Below are 16313 nucleotides of genomic sequence, written 5' to 3'. Positions count from 1 at the left end.
ACCCGCCTCAGCCGGCCCCGAGGACCGAAGGCAAAGGATTTAGCGGATAAAGAATTTATAAACCAATTTGTGCGCAGTCGTCCCGTGGGGCGCATAGACAAACTTGCCGCTGTTGAACTTCTGCTTGGTGAAAATCGCCCGGTGATGGGAGAAGGTCAGGAACCCTTCGCGGCCATGGTAGTGCCCCATGCCGGAATCGCCGATACCACCGAATGGCAGATCGTCTTGGGCCACGTGCATCAGCGAATCATTGATACACATGCCACCAGAGTGGGTGTTATCCACCACATGCTGCTGCTGGGTCTTGTCGTAACCGAAGAAATACAGGGCCAGCGGCCTCGGGCGGTCGTTGATGTAATGGATGGCTTCGTCCAGCCCGCCATAACTGACGACCGGCAGAATCGGACCAAAGATCTCATCCTGCATCACCTTCATGTCTGGCGTGGTTTTCAGAACCAGCGTCAGAGGGATCTTGCGGGTGCCATCCTTGAGACTTTCCCGGGCCGGGTTGATCTCCACCAGTTCGGCGCCTTTCTGCCGGGCGTCCTCAAGGTAACCCTGCAGTCGATCGTATTGCCGCTCATTGATGATGGCAGTGAAATCGTCGTTGTCCCGCAGGCTTGGATACATCTCGGAAAAGCGGGCGCGGAACTCGTCAACAAACGATTGTACCCGGTCGGCGGGGCACAGCACGTAATCTGGCGCCACGCAGGTCTGGCCAGCGTTGAACGCCTTGCCGAAGGCAATGCGCTGGGCGGCGTCTTCCATTGGCACGTCCGGCGAGACCACGGCCGGGGACTTACCTCCCAGCTCCAGGGTGACCGGTGTCAGGTTCTCTGCCGCCGCCTTCATGACCAGCTTGCCTACCGACGTGGAGCCGGTGAATAGCAGGTGGTCAAACGGCCGCGAAGAGAAGTCTGCCGCCACGTCGGCCTCGCCATTGATCACCGAGACCAGGTCTTCCGGGAAGCTGGCTTCGATCAGTTCCTTGAACAGGGCTGAGGTATGGGGTGTGTACTCCGACATCTTGATCATGGTCCGGTTGCCCGCGGCCAGGGATGCGACCAGCGGGCCTACCGCCAGATACAAGGGGTAGTTCCAGGGCACGATTACACCCACCACACCTTTGGGCTGATAGTGAACCTTGTTGCTGGCGGGCTGGAACAGCACCGATACGTGGCGTTTAGATGGCTTCATCCAGCCGCTGAGGTTTTTCAGAGTGTAGTTGATGCCCTGGATCGACGGCATGACCTCGGCAATCAGGGATTCGTCTTTCGAGCGGCAGCTGAAATCGCGATCAATGGCTTCCAGCAGCCGATCCTGGTTGCCCAGCAGCACCCGTTTGAGGCGTTTCAGATTCTCCTGCCGCTCGGCCAGGGAGGGCATGGGATTGTTGCGAAACGCCTTTTTCTGGTCCTCAAACACACGGTGGGTGTGCTGGATCTGCTTCTTGCTCTCGGTGAGCTGGACGACAGTGGCTCCCATGATGCTTTCTCCTCTTTGGCCCCGATCAGAGTCCGTCGGCGGCCTGTTATTTCCGTTATTGAACGACTGGCGAAAAAGTGTTCAATTTGCGTCTGAGGGTATTATTAGAGTATATACTCTAGTGAGTCAAGCGGAGGCGGATGGCGAATCAGGCCATCTGTGAGCTCTACAACAACAAACGCCGACGGGTCTATGAAGACAAGAGACAAGATACTGCTCTCCAGCCTGGAGCTGTTCAATGAACGGGGCGAGCGCAACGTCACCACCAATCACATTGCGGCACACCTGGCCATCTCGCCGGGCAACCTCTATTACCACTTCCGCAACAAGTCCGACATCATTTACGAGATCTTCCTGGAATACGAAAAACTGGTGGATTTCTATCTGGATATTCCGGAAGACCGGGCTATGACCCTGGACGACATGACCTTCTATCTGGAGTCGGTCTTTGACGGTCTCTGGAGTTACCGGTTCTTCCACCGGGACCTCGAGTACCTTCTGGACAGCGACCAGAGGCTGCGGCAGGACTATCGTGATTTCACCAACCGCTGCCTGGCATCAATCAGTCGCATCTTCGAGAAGCTGGCGGAAGCGGGCATTATTGAACCCCAGGAAGAAGACCTGAGATCGGCCATGTCATTGAATGTGTGGCTGGTGATTACCAACTGGATGGCGTTCCTGAAAACGGCCCATGCGGCCGAGGAATCTGCCTGCCTCACGCTTACCGAACTGAAGCAGGGCATCTACCAGGTGCTCACCCTGGAAATTCCCTACCTGACGCCAGCGTATCGTGAGCGTGTGATGGCTCTGAGAGAGAAGTATCGGCCAGCATTGCACGACAGGGACGATCTGAACGCGACCCTGTGTAAGTGAAACCCGAAAATCTGATCAAAAAATGATCTGCCCCGGAACTTTTATCGAATACCGGACTCACAAAGGTGACGTTGGGAATTCGGACATTCCTTGCGTCTCCTGAGTGCGATCTCAGGTTTTAGCACGTCGCAAACCCTGACGTTTCACCGGTCTGCTATCTGGCAGGCCGGTTTTTTATTCCCTGCTGTTTCCTGTTCAAAAAACACCCTTGTAAGTGGTTTCCGAATTCGATACGCTTCTCATGTTACCGGTAACATATGCCGGCACAAAAACAATCAGGAGACGCGATTATGTTCCCGACCCGACTCGCGGCTGGCCTACTGTCAGCTGCACTTGCCTTTAACGCCTTCGCGGCGGACTACACCTTCAAGTTCCAGTCCTCCGATCCCTCTGGCGTCAAGAACTTCGAGATTCAGCAACAATGGGCTGACCGCGTCGAAGAAATGACCGGTGGCCGTGTTGCCATTGATCTGCTGCCCGTGGGCAGTGTGGTAAGCCATACCGAAACTCTCGGAGCCATGAATATGGGTGTCCTGGATGGCCATGTATCGGTTACCGGTTATTTTTCCGGCAAGGATCCCGCGTTCGGGCTAATTGGCAATACCGTGGGCGCCTGGTCCAGCCCGGACCAGCTCATCGATTACATCAATTATGGCGGTGGCTATGAGCTGATGAACGAGCTCTATGCACCCTATGGCGTGAAGTTTGTTGGCGGTGGAGGCACTGGCCTGGAGTCGTTTGTTTCGAAGAAACCGCTGGACGGTGTGGAGGACCTCAAAGGCCTCAAGATGCGTGCACCGGAAGGTCTGGTGCAGTCGGTGTTTGCCGCCGCCGGGGCAGCGCCAGTGAACCTGCCAGGTTCCGAGGTATACACCGCACTGAGCAAGGGTGTTATTGATGCTGCCGACTACACGGTGTTTTCCACCAACCACGAAGCCGGTTTGCACGAGATTGCCCCGCATCCGGTGTACCCGGGCTTCCACTCCCTGCCGCTGATCGAAATTGCCATGAACCTGGAAGATTGGGAAAAGCTTCCCGAGGACATTCAGACAATCATGACTGTCTCGGCCCGGGACTTCGCCCAGGATATCAGTACCCAGCTGGCCATGGCGGACAAGAAGGCCGTCAGGGAAGCCCGTGACAACCCTGATATCACCGTTCATGACTGGTCGGCGGAAGAGCGCCGGAAGTTCCGCACCATTGCCCGGGACCAGTGGAAGAAATACGCCGAGCAATCCCCCAATGCCGAGAAAGTCTATCAGTCGGTAACCGGCTATCTGGAATCCCAGGGCCTGCTCTGAAGGCGATGCCCCGTAACCAGTAACCGGGCGGGCAAGGCCTGCCCGGTGCGCGGAGTTGATTATGTCTACTGCAAACCTTTCCTCCGGGCCGGAGAGCACTCCGGGCCAGGGTGATCTGCTGCCCGAAACCGACGAGGATATCGGATTTACCCGCCTTGACCGCGCCATTGTCTGGCTGGGAAAAAAGCTGAGCCTTGTGTTCGCGTTGATTGTTCTGGTGTCTTTCTACGAGATTGTCCGCCGATATGTGTTCGGTTCGCCGACGCTCTGGGTGCATGAAACGGTGACCTTCGCTGGTGCCACCCTGTTCGTGCTGGGTGGGCTCTATGCCCTGGCCACCGATCGCCACGTGCGTATTGTGCTGATCTACGACGCCGTGTCCCCGGCCGTTCAGCGTTGGCTGCGGGTGGTTCACCATCTGTTCGGGCTGGCGTTCTGTTCGATGCTGCTCTATGCCAGCTGGTTCATGGCCAGGGGCGCTGTCTGGGCACCCTGGGGCGGCTGGCGCCTGGAGACTTCCGGGTCGGCCTGGAATCCGCCTTTTCCCGCCTTTCTGAAGGTGATCATTCTGGTGGCGATTGCTGTCATGACCCTCCAGTTTGTCCTGCACCTGATTCGTGATCTGCGTGGTCCGGCACCGGCCGGGGAGAAAGACAATGTTTGAGCTTGCTTCCCTCGGAATTGGCTACGGCAGCCTGCTGATGCTGGTGATGCTGATCGTACTGTTGCTGACCGGCATGCAGCTGGCCTTTGCCACCGGCCTGGTGGCCCTGGTCTTTGCCCTGGGCTGGTTTGGCCCGGACGCGCTGCCGATTGTCAGCAGTCGTCTTTACAGCTTTATCGGTAACTACGTTTTCCTGGCGGTACCGATGTTCGTGTTGATGGCGTCGCTACTGGATCATTCCGGTATTGCCCGGGATCTGTTTGATGCCATGGCTCGCTTTGGCCGCAAGTTGCGCGGTGGCGTCGCCCTCCAGACCCTGGTGGTAGCGGTGATCCTTGCTTCCATGTCGGGGGTGATCGGTGGCGAAACCGTGTTGCTCGGCATCCTGGCGCTGCCGCAGATGCTGCGTCTGGGTTACGATCGCAAGCTGGCGATTGGCACCACCTGTGCCGGTGGTGCGCTGGGCACCATGTTGCCGCCGAGCATTGTCCTGATCATTTATGGCCTGACCGCAAACGTCTCCATTGGTGACCTGTTCAAGGGCGCGTTCCTGCCCGCGCTGATCCTGGCGCTACTCTACATGGGCTACGTGCTGGTCAGGGTCTGGCTGAAGCCGGAGATGGCCCCCATCCCCTCCGACCAGGACCAGCCGGACACCCCGGCGCCGAACTTCTTCAAGGCCCTGCTGTTCCCGATTCTGTCGGTGGTGGTCGTGTTGGGCAGCATCTATGGCGGCGTGGCGTCAGTTACCGAAGCATCGGCCCTGGGTGTGCTGGGCATTGCCATCAGTACCTGGATCCGGGGCGAACTGTCTCTGGCTATGGTGCGCAAGGCCACCATCAGTACCCTGCGGGTGTGTGGCATGATCATCTGGATCGGCATCGGCGCCACCGCTCTTGTTGGCGTCTACAACCTGATGGGCGGTATCGAGTTCGTCCGCGAGATGGTTTTTGCAGTCAGTGGCGGCGATGGGCTGACCACCATACTGTTCATGATGTTTATTCTTCTGATTCTGGGCATGTTCCTGGACTGGGTCGGGGTAGCTCTGCTGACCATGCCGATTTTCGTGCCCATTGTCACGGAACTGGGCTACAGCCCGATCTGGTTCGGTGTGGTGTTCTGCATGAATATGCAGGTATCCTTCCTGTCACCGCCCTTTGGCCCGGCCGCGTTCTATCTGAAAACGGTTACGCCCAAGGACATCACTCTCGGCGAAATTTTCCGGTCACTATTGCCGTTTATTGCCTTGCAGATTGTTGCTCTGGCCCTGTTGATCGCATTCCCGCAACTGGCCTTGTGGTGGCAGTGATATGAGTGTCCGTAAAATAATCATCATGGGTGTGTCCGGGTGCGGCAAAAGCCTGATTGGTACCCGGCTGGCGAAACGCCTTCAGGTGCCGTTTTTCGACGCCGACGACTTTCACAGCCCGGCCAACGTGGCGAAAATGGCCAGCGGTGTGCCGCTGACCGATGCCGATCGCAGCGGTTGGCTGGATGATCTGGCGGGGCTGGTCAAGCATGAGCACGGCGGCCTGGTGCTGGCATGTTCCGCGCTCAAACGGGCTTACCGTGACCGGCTGAGGGCGGGTAATCCGTCACTGCAGTTTGTCTATCTCAAGGGCGACATGGAAACCATCTGGTCCCGGCATTCCAGTCGGGAAGATCACTACTTCAATGGTCGTTCCATGCTCGAAAGTCAGTTTCGCACACTGGAGGAGCCGGAGCCCGGGGAAGGGGTCATTGTCGTGGACGTCTGCGAACCGCCCGACCGGATTGTTGAGCGCTGCCTGGCAGTGCTGAGTACACCTGACCCGAAGCGAAAGAACTGAATGGTTAAAAAGAAGCGCCCAACACTGCAGGATATTGCCGATAGGGTCGGTGCCACGAAAATGACCGTGAGCCGATGCCTGCGGGGCGGCGATAATGTGTCTGAACACATGCGTGAGCGGATTTTCGCCGAGGCCGAGGCGCTCGGTTACATCCCGAACAGAGCGCCGGATCTGCTATCCAAATCCACCAGCCACGCAATCGGTGTGCTGCTGCCATCGCTGACCAACCAGGTCTTCGCCGATGTCATCAAAGGGATCGAATCAGTCACCGAACCGGCGGGCTACCACCTGATGCTGGCCCACTACGGCTACAGCCGCGAGGTGGAAGAGCGTAGTCTGGCCTCGCTGCTGTCCTATAACGTCGATGGCGTGATCCTGTCGGAAAGCCAGCACACCGACCGTACCCTGCGAATGCTGGGGACTGCGGGCGTGCCCACGGTGGAAATCATGGACACCCACACGCCGCCCTTCGAGCAGGCTGTGGGCTTTGACAATGTTCGAGCGGCCTATGACATGGTGCGTGAGATGATTCGTCGCGGTCGCCGCCATGTGGTGTACCTGGCTGTTCGGCTGGATGCCCGCACGTTGCAGCGACAGGAAGGTTACACCCGTGCCATGGAGGAGCAGGGGCTGATTCCCGTTACCCTGCGTAGTGAACAGCGCTCATCATTCAGTGTCGGCGCCACATTGCTGCAACGCATACTCATCGAAGCGCCGGACACTGACGCGATCTTTTGCACCAACGACGACGTGGCAATAGGCGCGTTCTTCGAGTGCCAGCGGCAGGGTATCGAAGTGCCGGGTCAGATTGCGATAGCAGGCTTCCACGGCCACGACGTTGGCCAGGTCATGGTGCCGACGCTGGCCAGTGTCATTACACCACGTGAGCAGGTGGGCCAGAAGGCAGCTGAGGCCCTGATCGCTCGCCTGTCCGGCGCGACCATGGACCAACAGGTGATTGACCTCGGTTACCGGATCGAGTGCGGTGGCACCCTGTAATTCCTTGTTACTCTGCTTCCAACCAGTCGATCAGCGCCTCCCGGCATTCGTCCACGCCCCGTTTTGACGTTGCGGAGAACATGATCAGATGTTCGACGCAGGAATAGGTTTTCAGGTCCCTGGCAATGCCCAGCATGGCGGTTTTGGCCTGGCCGAACTTCAGTTTGTCTGCCTTGGTGGCCAGAATCATCAACGGCAGGTTGTTATGCTCGCACCATTCCACCATCATTTGGTCAAAATCGGTCAGCGGGTGGCGGATGTCCATCACCAGAACAAGGCCACGCAGGCAGCGCCGGTCATTCAGGTAGTGGCCCAGGTGCTGTTGCCAGTCGTCTTTCATGTCCCTGGATACTTTGGCATAGCCGTACCCGGGCAAATCGACCATTCGGCAATTCTCGCGGTTTAGAGAGAAGAAGTTGATCAGCCGGGTGCGTCCGGGGGTTTTGCTGGTCCGGGCCAGCTTGCCATTAGCGGTGATCGCATTAAGCGCGCTGGATTTTCCGGCGTTGGAGCGGCCGGCGAAGGCGACCTCGGCACCGAAATCTGGCGGGCACTCATCCAGACGGGAAGCGCTGATGAGAAATCGGGCGCTGTTAAAAGAGAGGCTTTTTTGAGTCAGATCAGGGTCCACAGCGGTTGGCTTTCCTTTGGATTTCAGTTATCAGGGATTAATGTATAATGCTACACCAATTCCGGGCGGCGCGCTGCGCGCGACCGCTGTCAGCCCCGGTTTTGAGCCTGACTGGTCAGCGCCTGCCGGCTGCATAGCGAAGAATACCCTTAAAAGATGAGAGAAGCGGAGCGAGCATGAAAAAACTGATCGCAGGAGTAGTTCTCGGTGTTGGCCTCACGGCGATGGCGCACGGGGCGGGAGATCCTCAAGCAGGCGAACAGAACGCAGCGGTATGTGCCGGTTGTCACGGACAGAATGGTGCCAAGCCCATTATGGGAGCCTATCCCAAGCTGTCCGGTCTGGGCGAAAAATACCTGTATCGCCAACTGGTGTTGATCAAGGATAAAGAGCGGAATATCGCGGAAATGACCGGTATTCTGGATAACATGAACGACCAGGATCTGCAGGATCTGGCGGCCTACTTCAACGCCCAGGACATGGTGGTTGGTCAGGCTGATCCGGATCTGGTCGATCAGGGCGCGGCACTTTACCGTGGTGGCAACATGGCAACGGGCGTCCCGGCCTGTGCCGGCTGTCACAACCCGCAAGGTGTTGGCAACGAGCCCGCCGGCTACCCGGCGCTGGGTGGCCAGAACGCCGAGTACCTGGCCAAGCAGTTGAAAGCCTATCGCGATGGCGACCGGCAGAGTGGTGTCAACGCATCGATCATGATGGACGTCGCCTCAAAGCTGACCGATGCCGAGATCGAAGCGGTCTCCAGCTACATCTCCGGCCTGAACTGAAGCCGCCGGACTGTACCGAAAACCCCGCCTGGTGCGGGGTTTTTTGTTGCCTTTCGTTTCTGTAACTGCTGACCTGTGGAACTTTTAAGGTACGCTGGGTCATAATCCTCCCAAAACGATATTCAGATAACCGGAGATTTTTCATGTTTCGATCCTTCAGAACGGCTTTCCTGCTCCTGTTGGCGCTGTCTGTTTCTGGCCTGGCCAACGCCGCAGAATGGAAAGAAGGCACTCATTACAACCGGCTGGATAACCCGGTAAGAACCGACAGTGATTCCGGTGTCGAGGTAGCGGAAGTCTTCTGGTACGGCTGCCCTCATTGTTACAACTTCAAGCCCCTGGTTGAGGAGTGGGCGGCTAATGCGCCTGATTACGTCAACTACGTGAAGATCCCTGCGGCACTGGGCAGAAATTGGGAGCCTCACGCCTACGCCTTTTATGCCCTGGAAGCCATGGGTGAGCTGGACAAGGTGCACGATGCCCTGTTCGATGCGCTTGCTGGCGAGCGCCGCCCCCTGAATACGCCGGAAGCCCTTGCCGACTTCGTCGCGGATTATGGGGTCGATCCGGATGAGTTTGTCAGCACCTATAAAAGTTTTGGTGTGAATGCCCGCATGCAAAAAGCCCAGTCGAAAATCCGCGGTGCGCGGATCACCGGAACTCCGACTATGCTGGTTAATGGCAAGTACACCGTCAGTGCATCCATGGCCGGCAGCCATGAGGCCGTTCTGGACGTGGTGGACTACCTGGTTGCCAAAGAGCGGGGCGAGGTGGAGTAAGGCCGCGCCAATACGCCAGAGCCGAGTACAACAAGCAGCCGGCCGGTTGAGACCGCCACTATGTACAAGCATATAAGAAAACAGTTGAATGGCATCCTGAAGCCGGCCGGCGGGCCCAGGGGTGCCTGCTCCGGGACTGAGCATGTTCCCGAGTTCGAGCCGCAGCGACACATTCGTTTGCTCACCTTCAACATCCAGGTGGGTATCAATACATCGTCCTATCGCCATTACCTGACGCGAAGCTGGCAGCACATACTGCCTCACCGTAATCGCATCGATAATCTGGACCGGATTGCATCCCTGCTGCGCGGGTACGACGTGGTGGCTTTGCAGGAGTGCGACGGGGGCAGCCTGCGCAGTGGCTATATCAACCAGGTGCAATACCTGGCGGAAGCGGCGGGTATTCCCTACTGGTACCAGCAGCTGAACCGGAATCTCGGGCAGATTGCCCAGCACAGCAACGGTCTGTTAAGCCGGTACCGCCCCCTGGACGTCACTGAGCATAAATTGCCGGGCCTGATCCCGGGGCGGGGTGCCATCATTGCAAGGTACGGAACAGAGCATGATCCCCTGGTGCTGGTGCTGATGCATCTTTCGCTCAGCAAGACGGCCCAGCAACGCCAGTTGGGCTATATCCGGGAGTTGATCGCTGACTACCGGCATGTTGTGCTTATGGGGGACATGAATGCCCACGCCGAGCAATTGCTTACCCAGACGCCCCTGAAGGAAACCGATCTGGTGCCCTTGCCAGGCACTGCCCACAGTTTTCCGAGCTGGCGGCCGGAGAAGGCGCTTGATCATATTCTGGTAAGTCCCTCGCTGGAGATCCGTCGCTCCGAGGTGGTGAGCTATCCGATGTCGGATCACCTGCCTATCGCCATGGATGTGGCGTTACCTGAGGGCTATCTGGAGAAGTTCTGAGCGACAGCGAGCCACAAAAAAGCCCGGCGCATTGGCCGGGCTTTTTTGTGGCTGCCGGATCAGGAATTACTTGATCTTGGCTTCCTTGTACGCAACGTGCTTGCGGACAACCGGATCGTACTTTTTGATCTCGATTTTTTCCGGAGTGTTACGTTTGTTCTTCTTGGTCGTGTAGAAGTGACCAGTACCTGCTGATGAAACCAGCTTGATTTTCTCGCGCATGATGCGGCTCCTTAAAATTTCTCGCCGCGGGCACGAAGATCGGCCAGCACAGCGTCAATGCCTTTTTTATCGATGATGCGCATGCCCTTGGTGGATACGCGCAGCTTCACGAAACGCTTCTCGGACTCAACCCAGAAACGGTGGTTCTGCAGATTCGGCAGAAAACGACGACGAGTGTGGTTCATCGCGTGGGAAACGTTGTTACCGGATACCGGACGCTTACCGGTAACCTGACAAACTCTGGACATACTTGCCTCCGACCTGAGCAATGGTCTCAATAATACGAATTCGTTTTTAATGCGTCTCTGGTTGCTAAGGAGCCATTACGCCCCCATTCGCGCCTCTAAACTGAACGCTGCTCGCCAGACGCCGCCAGAAAGGGACGCTTTTATACCAGAACTCGCCCCCCAACGCAAAAAATTGTTGGGAATTTGGCCAGTTTTCCGGCATTGGCGTGCACCGCTAAATGCCAGGCTTTACAGCAGACCCCGTTCGGCGAGAGATATTACCTCACCATGGCCAACAACCATATGGTCAAGAACCCTGATATCCACCAGGCCCAGAGCCTCTTTAAGTCGACGGGTGAGGGAAATGTCAGCCTGGCTGGGCTCTGCCACGCCCGAGGGGTGGTTGTGAGCGAAAATGACCGCCGCCGCATTGTCCTCCAGGGCCTGTCGCACCACTTCCCGTGGATAGACGGCCGCGCCGTCGATGGTGCCCCGGAACAACTCACGGTATTGGATGACGCGATGGCGATTGTCCAGGAACAGGCCGGCGAACACCTCGTGGGGATATGTTCCGAGTCGACTGGTGAGGAAGCGGCGGGTATCTTCGGGAGATCGCAGGGGGTCACCCTGGCGCAGTGGTTCATCCATGACCCGGCGCGCCATTTCCATGGCCGCCTGAACCTGGGCATATTTTGCCGTCCCCAGGCCTTTGACATTGCAGAACTGGCGTTGGGAGGCGGTCAGCAGCCCCCGAAGCCCGGAGAATTCCTCAATCAGGTAACGTGCCAGGGCCATAACCGGCATGCCTGTGGTGCCGGTGCGTAGAAATATGGCGAGCAGTTCGGCGTCAGAGAGGGTTTGCGCCCCGTGCGCGAGCAGGCGCTCCCGCGGACGCTCGTCCGTGGGCCAGGTGGAGTCAGTCATGTTGGCTTCCTTGCGTTGGTCATGTTCTGCCCGGGCGCTTCCTGCACCGAGACGGGCATCTCAGGGTTACAAAGGTTACTTTAAAAAGTAACAATCGGTAAACGTATGCCGGGCCAGGCAGGCTGTCGCTCCGGCCTGAGCATGCTATCTTATAAGCCTTTCATTTTATGCGTAAACGGAGCCCCTATGGCCGCCAGACGAATCCTCCTGGGAGTGACCGGTGGTATTGCTGCCTATAAAAGCGCCGAACTGGTGCGTCAGCTGAAGAAGGCTGGCCATGAGGTGCGAGTGGTCATGACCCGGGGAGCGGAAGCCTTCGTGACGCCGCTCACCTTCCAGGCCCTCAGTGGCGAACCGGTTCGGACCTCCCTGCTGGACCCTGAAGCGGAAGCGGGCATGGGGCACATCGAGTTGGCCAAATGGGCCGACCAGGTGGTGATTGCGCCGGCTTCGGCTGACTTTATTGCCCGTCTGGCCACGGGTATGGCGGACGATCTGCTGACCACCGTCTGTTGTGCAACCGAAGCGCCTATTGCGGTGGTGCCAGCGATGAATCAGGCGATGTGGAGTAACGGCCGTACCCAGAGAAATATCCGGCTTCTGCAGGAGGATTCCCAGATCGAGTTATGGGGACCCGATCAGGGAGCGCAGGCCTGTGGCGATACTGGTCCCGGAAGAATGTTGGAGCCAGAGGCGATTTTCGGTCTCATTGATCAGGGAAGCGATGGGGTACTAGCTGGCAAGACAGTGGTGATTACGGCGGGCCCCACACGCGAACCCATTGACCCGGTCCGCTATATCAGCAACCACAGTTCGGGGAAAATGGGCTATGCCCTGGCCGGCGCAGCGAGCAAGGCCGGCGCCCGGGTGGTACTTGTCAGCGGGCCGGTGGCACTGACGCCCCCAACCGGTGTCGAAGTGCGCCCGGTGACGACGGCGGAGGACATGTTGCGGGAAACGTCGGCTGCCGTTGATGAGGGTTGCGACCTGTTTATTGCAACCGCCGCCGTCGCGGATTACCGCCCGGAAACCTGTGCCGGGGACAAGATCAAGAAATCCAGTGAGGCCATGACGCTCTCGCTGGTGCGCAACCCGGACACCTTGGCAACCATTGCCGGGCGTGATGATGCGCCGTTTACCGTGGGGTTCGCGGCGGAAACTTCCGACGTGGCCAGCTACGCCACCGACAAAATGCAACGCAAGAAGCTCAACATGATCGTGGCCAACGATGTGTCGGCACCGGGCTTGGGTTTCAACAGCGACAATAATGCGGTAACCGTGTTCTGGCCGGGTGGCCAGACGTCTATCGGGCCGGACAGCAAAACGAACATTGCCCGAGCGCTGGTGGCAATGATAAGCGAACATCTTGGTCAGGCCGCCCGCTGATTCAGCGAAGCGTACCCGATACCACAATCGACAGGACCCCCAATGAGCAGGAAAAATCTTCAGGTACGTATTCTGGATGACCGTATCGGTAACCAGATTCCCTTTCCCGAGTATGCCACCGAAGGCTCTGCCGGCCTTGATCTCAGGGCCTGCCTGGACGAACCGCTGACCCTGGAGCCGGGTGATACCCAACTGATCCGCACCGGGTTGTCGATCCACATCGCAGACCCGTCACTGGCGGCCATGATCCTGCCCAGAAGCGGACTCGGCCACAAGCACGGCATAGTCCTTGGCAATCTGGTGGGGTTGATCGATTCGGACTATCAGGGCGAGTTGATGGTGTCCTGTTGGAACCGGGGGCGCACCAGCTTTACCGTGGACGTGGGCGAACGCCTGGCCCAGTTGGTGCTGGTACCCGTTGTCCAGGCCGATTTTGAGGTGGTTTCGGAATTTGACGCCAGTGCCCGTGGTGACGGTGGCTTTGGCTCCACTGGTACGCGGTGAGCTGGAGGCCGGCCACGCAGAACCGCGTGCCGGCGTCTATACTTTGCGGGTAACTGCTTGTCCAGGACGATAAAATTACAACTGCAGGATGGACTATGAAGCTGGGTAAAAAGAAAGATGCCGACGCGTCCGTTGATGAAAAACCATCAAAGAAGGCGGCAAAAAAGGAAAAGGCCAGTGCCTCGGGGCCCAAACTCAAGCGGCTTAATTCTGTGGCGGTAAACCAGTCACTGGTCGTGGTTCTGGCGGGCGTGATTGCTGTTGCATTGCTTCATTTTCTGGTGGTCCAGCCTTCGGCAAAGGAGCGCTTCGAATCATTGAAAGTCCTGGAGGCGGATGCCGCAGCGCTTCGCCTGAACCAATATTTTGACCAGGTCCAGAAAAGCGTTGATGGCCTGGCTACCCAGCCGCACGTGATTCAGGCGCTTAATAGCCGGAACGCGATACCGGCAACCGAGGTGCAGCTGGCGGATTCTTTGCCAGGCATTGAGGCGGTCCATCTGTTTCCTTACCGTGACATTCCGCGCACCTCAAGCAATGAGGGACTTTTGGGCTTCTCGGGTCTTGAGCTGGCCCGACGCGCTGAAACCGGCCAGCGACTCTTCCCCGATGCGTTTCCACGGGATAACCGCTGGTTTGTCCAGATGGCGACCCCGGTACGTAATCCGACAAGCAATGCGGTCATCGGAAGCCTGCTGATTATCTTTGACTCCTCTCAGATCCAGCCGTTGCTTCAAGTGGTCAATTCCAGCCTCGGTGGCCAGCTGGCGCTGGTGCAGACCGTGTCCGGTTCATCCCGCACAGTGGTCAGTAGCGGCAGTGGCTCCGGGAATGCTGAATCCCGAAGGCTAACCAATCCTGACTGGACGGTGACCTATACCCCCGCCAAATCATCCGCGGCGCCAGTGGACACGGTGATGATCGCCATTCTGGTCGGAGTTCCCGTGCTGATCGCTGCCATCATCGTCTGGGTCCTGCTGGGCGGTGCCCAGAAGGGGTTGCGTCAGGACGTGACGGCCCTGATCCAATGGGCCCACAAGGTGTTCGGCGGAGAGCGGGTGAAACTACCGACCTTTCGTTGGGATATGGTGGCCTCAACCGGCGAAGTACTGTACCGGTTGTCCCAGGTGGTTGAAAAACGGGTCGCCAAGGCCGGAGAAACGGCAAAACCCAGGCAGGGTGGTTCCGGCAAGTCTGGCGGCAGTGCCGCCAAGGGCGGCGATGAGCCGCTGTTCCAGGATAAGGACATGCCCGACATCGACATGCTCGATGGCGATGAGGACGTTCTCGGCTTCGGCAGCGGCGACGATACGGTCTTTGGGTCCGGTGATACCCCGGACGTGGAAGAGGTGGCCCTGCCTCAGGTGGAGCTGTCCCAGGATATTTTCCGGGCCTATGACATTCGGGGCATTGTCGGCGAAACCCTGACCGCCGAGGGCGTGGAGGTCATTGGCCGGGCCATTGGTTCCGAGGCCCTGGAGCGAGGTGTCGACAGCCTCTGCATTGGTTATGACGGCCGCCACTCCAGCCCGGATCTGGCGGATTCCCTGGCACGCGGTGTGATGGCCGCCGGGTGCAACGTGATTCATGTGGGCGCCGTGCCCACGCCGGTACTCTATTTTGCCACCCACGAACTCCAGACCGGCTCTGGCGTTATGGTGACCGGCAGCCACAACCCGGCCAACTACAACGGTCTGAAAATCATGTTGGGTGGTGAAACCCTTTCGGGCGAGGCCATCCAGAAATTGTATCAGCGAATTCAGAGCGGGGATTTTGCCAGCGGTCGGGGCAGTCAGAGCACCGAGGATGTGCGTCGTGCATACCTGGACCGGATTGTTGGCGACATAGCGGTAGCTGCACCGCTTAAGGTAGTGGTCGATGCCGGCAACGGCATTGCCGGTGAACTCGGGCCCATGCTCATCGAGGAGCTGGGCTGCGAGGTGATTCCATTGTACTGCGATGTGGATGGTGATTTCCCGAATCACCATCCCGATCCTGGCAAGCCAGCGAATCTTGCCGATCTGATTGCCCGGGTTAAGTCCGAAGGGGCTGACATCGGTTTGGCCTTTGATGGCGACGGTGACCGACTGGGTGTGGTGACCAATTCCGGCAAGATCATCTGGCCAGATCGCCTGATGATGCTGTTCGCCCGGGATGTGGTGTCCCGAAATCCGGGTGCAGACGTTCTCTACGACGTTAAGTGCAGCCGCAGGCTGGCAGGTGTCATATCCGAAGCTGGTGGCAGGCCCATCATGTGGAAAACCGGTCATTCATTGATGAAAGCAAAAATGAAAGAGACAGGCGCCCTCCTGGCCGGGGAAATGAGCGGTCATATCTTCTTTGGCGAGCGCTGGTATGGCTTTGATGATGGCCTCTATTCCGCGGCCCGCCTGCTGGAAATTCTGGGCATCGAAGACCGGCACAGTGATGAAGTCTTCGAGGATTTCCCGGAAGATATCAGCACACCGGAGCTGAATGTCGAAGTGACCGAAAGCTCCAAGTTCGACATTATTGAACGTCTCGGTGAGGCCGGCGACTTCGGTGACGGCAACATCAGCACTATCGATGGCATTCGTGTGGACTACGCCGATGGCTGGGGGCTTTGCCGGGCATCAAACACCACACCAGTTCTGGTTCTGCGCTTTGAGGCGGAAACAGAGGACGCACTGGAACGTATCAAGTCTGTGTTCCGGGATCAGCTGCAGAAGGCGGCGCCGGATCTGGTGGCGGATTTCTGATCCCTGAGTCCACCGACGATTTTCAGACACGTATTAACTCAGGAT

General features: G+C 58.1%; 17 protein-coding genes. 12 read left to right on the top strand and 5 right to left on the bottom strand.

Features of this window, described 5'->3' with window-relative positions; translation table 11 throughout:
- Positions 1–39: 39 nt before the first annotated feature.
- Positions 40–1485, bottom strand: coding sequence for a coniferyl aldehyde dehydrogenase (locus ACO06L_RS12155; protein WP_064229777.1), 1446 nt, complete (start codon positions 1483–1485; stop codon positions 40–42).
- 192 nt (positions 1486–1677) lie between these two features.
- Here ACO06L_RS12155 and ACO06L_RS12150 point away from each other — a divergent pair, with 192 nt between their 5' ends.
- The 6 genes from ACO06L_RS12150 (at position 1678) to gntR (ending at position 7151) form a co-directional block, all read left to right on the top strand.
- Positions 1678–2358: a TetR/AcrR family transcriptional regulator gene (locus tag ACO06L_RS12150; protein WP_064229778.1), complete on the top strand. Its 681-nt coding sequence runs from the start codon at positions 1678–1680 to the stop codon at positions 2356–2358.
- 290 nt (positions 2359–2648) lie between these two features.
- Positions 2649–3659, top strand: coding sequence for a TRAP transporter substrate-binding protein (locus ACO06L_RS12145; RefSeq protein WP_202346018.1), 1011 nt, complete (start codon positions 2649–2651; stop codon positions 3657–3659).
- 61 nt (positions 3660–3720) lie between these two features.
- Complete coding sequence (locus ACO06L_RS12140) at positions 3721–4323, top strand: TRAP transporter small permease subunit (RefSeq protein ID WP_202346017.1); 603 nt, start codon at positions 3721–3723, stop codon at positions 4321–4323.
- Positions 4316–5632 (top strand): TRAP transporter large permease, encoded by a 1317-nt coding sequence (locus ACO06L_RS12135; RefSeq protein WP_053113177.1) that lies wholly within the window; start codon positions 4316–4318, stop codon positions 5630–5632. The genes ACO06L_RS12140 and ACO06L_RS12135 overlap by 8 nt, the downstream gene beginning before the upstream one ends.
- 1 nt (position 5633) lies before the next feature.
- Positions 5634–6152, top strand: a complete 519-nt coding sequence (locus ACO06L_RS12130) for a gluconokinase (RefSeq protein WP_064229780.1) — start codon at positions 5634–5636, stop codon at positions 6150–6152.
- Positions 6153–7151: a gluconate operon transcriptional repressor GntR gene (gntR, locus tag ACO06L_RS12125; RefSeq protein WP_064229781.1), complete on the top strand. Its 999-nt coding sequence runs from the start codon at positions 6153–6155 to the stop codon at positions 7149–7151. It begins immediately after the preceding gene.
- A 7-nt stretch (positions 7152–7158) separates the two neighbouring features.
- Here the strand turns inward: gntR and yihA are convergent, their stop codons facing one another.
- Positions 7159–7782 (bottom strand): ribosome biogenesis GTP-binding protein YihA/YsxC, encoded by a 624-nt coding sequence (gene yihA / locus ACO06L_RS12120; RefSeq protein ID WP_202346016.1) that lies wholly within the window; start codon positions 7780–7782, stop codon positions 7159–7161.
- 176 nt (positions 7783–7958) lie between these two features.
- Here yihA and ACO06L_RS12115 point away from each other — a divergent pair, with 176 nt between their 5' ends.
- The 3 genes from ACO06L_RS12115 to ACO06L_RS12105 all read left to right on the top strand — a co-directional run bounded on the left by ACO06L_RS12115 (position 7959) and on the right by ACO06L_RS12105 (position 10267).
- Positions 7959–8567 carry a c-type cytochrome gene (locus ACO06L_RS12115; protein ID WP_064229783.1) on the top strand — a complete coding sequence of 203 codons (609 nt, stop codon included), beginning with the start codon at positions 7959–7961 and terminating at the stop codon, positions 8565–8567.
- A gap of 143 nt (positions 8568–8710) precedes the next feature.
- Complete coding sequence (locus ACO06L_RS12110) at positions 8711–9346, top strand: thiol:disulfide interchange protein DsbA/DsbL (RefSeq protein WP_064229784.1); 636 nt, start codon at positions 8711–8713, stop codon at positions 9344–9346.
- A gap of 60 nt (positions 9347–9406) precedes the next feature.
- Positions 9407–10267, top strand: a complete 861-nt coding sequence (locus ACO06L_RS12105) for an endonuclease/exonuclease/phosphatase family protein (protein WP_064229785.1) — start codon at positions 9407–9409, stop codon at positions 10265–10267.
- A gap of 66 nt (positions 10268–10333) precedes the next feature.
- Here ACO06L_RS12105 and rpmG read toward each other — a convergent pair whose 3' ends face one another.
- The 3 genes from rpmG to radC all read right to left on the bottom strand — a co-directional run bounded on the left by rpmG (position 10334) and on the right by radC (position 11640).
- A complete protein-coding gene (gene rpmG, locus ACO06L_RS12100; protein ID WP_008173465.1) occupies positions 10334–10489 on the bottom strand; it encodes a 50S ribosomal protein L33 in 156 nt (51 codons plus the stop codon).
- Between the two features lie 11 nt (positions 10490–10500).
- The gene (gene rpmB, locus ACO06L_RS12095) at positions 10501–10737 is read right to left on the bottom strand and encodes a 50S ribosomal protein L28 (protein ID WP_008173462.1); all 237 of its coding nucleotides are present in this window, start codon (positions 10735–10737) and stop codon (positions 10501–10503) included.
- Positions 10738–10965: 228 nt separating this feature from the next.
- Positions 10966–11640, bottom strand: coding sequence for a RadC family protein (radC, locus tag ACO06L_RS12090; RefSeq protein WP_064229786.1), 675 nt, complete (start codon positions 11638–11640; stop codon positions 10966–10968).
- Positions 11641–11826: 186 nt separating this feature from the next.
- Between radC and coaBC the strand changes: the two genes are divergently transcribed.
- The 3 genes from coaBC to ACO06L_RS12075 all read left to right on the top strand — a co-directional run bounded on the left by coaBC (position 11827) and on the right by ACO06L_RS12075 (position 16268).
- The gene (gene coaBC, locus ACO06L_RS12085) at positions 11827–13026 is read left to right on the top strand and encodes a bifunctional phosphopantothenoylcysteine decarboxylase/phosphopantothenate--cysteine ligase CoaBC (RefSeq protein ID WP_064229787.1); all 1200 of its coding nucleotides are present in this window, start codon (positions 11827–11829) and stop codon (positions 13024–13026) included.
- Positions 13027–13068: 42 nt separating this feature from the next.
- Positions 13069–13530 carry a dUTP diphosphatase gene (gene dut / locus ACO06L_RS12080; protein ID WP_064229788.1) on the top strand — a complete coding sequence of 154 codons (462 nt, stop codon included), beginning with the start codon at positions 13069–13071 and terminating at the stop codon, positions 13528–13530.
- Positions 13531–13625: 95 nt separating this feature from the next.
- Positions 13626–16268 carry a phosphomannomutase/phosphoglucomutase gene (locus ACO06L_RS12075; RefSeq protein WP_320407622.1) on the top strand — a complete coding sequence of 881 codons (2643 nt, stop codon included), beginning with the start codon at positions 13626–13628 and terminating at the stop codon, positions 16266–16268.
- Positions 16269–16313 lie beyond the last annotated feature (45 nt).

This window comes from Marinobacter sp. (genome assembly GCF_965229985.1).
Classification (GTDB): Bacteria; Pseudomonadota; Gammaproteobacteria; order Pseudomonadales; family Oleiphilaceae; genus Marinobacter.
Note: the sequence above shows the minus strand (reverse complement) of the source record. Positions and strands in the feature narration are given on the sequence as shown.

Bases quoted from the DNA above. Each gene is read 5' to 3' on its own strand.
- ACO06L_RS12155 (WP_064229777.1), bottom strand. From the start codon at position 1,485: ATGGGAGCCACTGTCGTCCAGCTCACCGAGAGCAAGAAGCAGATCCAG.
- ACO06L_RS12150 (WP_064229778.1), top strand. From the start codon at position 1,678: ATGAAGACAAGAGACAAGATACTGCTCTCCAGCCTGGAGCTGTTCAAT.
- ACO06L_RS12145 (WP_202346018.1), top strand. From the start codon at position 2,649: ATGTTCCCGACCCGACTCGCGGCTGGCCTACTGTCAGCTGCACTTGCC.
- ACO06L_RS12140 (WP_202346017.1), top strand. From the start codon at position 3,721: ATGTCTACTGCAAACCTTTCCTCCGGGCCGGAGAGCACTCCGGGCCAG.
- ACO06L_RS12135 (WP_053113177.1), top strand. From the start codon at position 4,316: ATGTTTGAGCTTGCTTCCCTCGGAATTGGCTACGGCAGCCTGCTGATG.
- ACO06L_RS12130 (WP_064229780.1), top strand. From the start codon at position 5,634: ATGAGTGTCCGTAAAATAATCATCATGGGTGTGTCCGGGTGCGGCAAA.
- gntR (WP_064229781.1), top strand. From the start codon at position 6,153: ATGGTTAAAAAGAAGCGCCCAACACTGCAGGATATTGCCGATAGGGTC.
- ACO06L_RS12115 (WP_064229783.1), top strand. From the start codon at position 7,959: ATGAAAAAACTGATCGCAGGAGTAGTTCTCGGTGTTGGCCTCACGGCG.
- ACO06L_RS12110 (WP_064229784.1), top strand. From the start codon at position 8,711: ATGTTTCGATCCTTCAGAACGGCTTTCCTGCTCCTGTTGGCGCTGTCT.
- ACO06L_RS12105 (WP_064229785.1), top strand. From the start codon at position 9,407: ATGTACAAGCATATAAGAAAACAGTTGAATGGCATCCTGAAGCCGGCC.
- rpmG (WP_008173465.1), bottom strand. From the start codon at position 10,489: ATGCGCGAGAAAATCAAGCTGGTTTCATCAGCAGGTACTGGTCACTTC.
- rpmB (WP_008173462.1), bottom strand. From the start codon at position 10,737: ATGTCCAGAGTTTGTCAGGTTACCGGTAAGCGTCCGGTATCCGGTAAC.
- radC (WP_064229786.1), bottom strand. From the start codon at position 11,640: ATGACTGACTCCACCTGGCCCACGGACGAGCGTCCGCGGGAGCGCCTG.
- coaBC (WP_064229787.1), top strand. From the start codon at position 11,827: ATGGCCGCCAGACGAATCCTCCTGGGAGTGACCGGTGGTATTGCTGCC.
- dut (WP_064229788.1), top strand. From the start codon at position 13,069: ATGAGCAGGAAAAATCTTCAGGTACGTATTCTGGATGACCGTATCGGT.
- ACO06L_RS12075 (WP_320407622.1), top strand. From the start codon at position 13,626: ATGAAGCTGGGTAAAAAGAAAGATGCCGACGCGTCCGTTGATGAAAAA.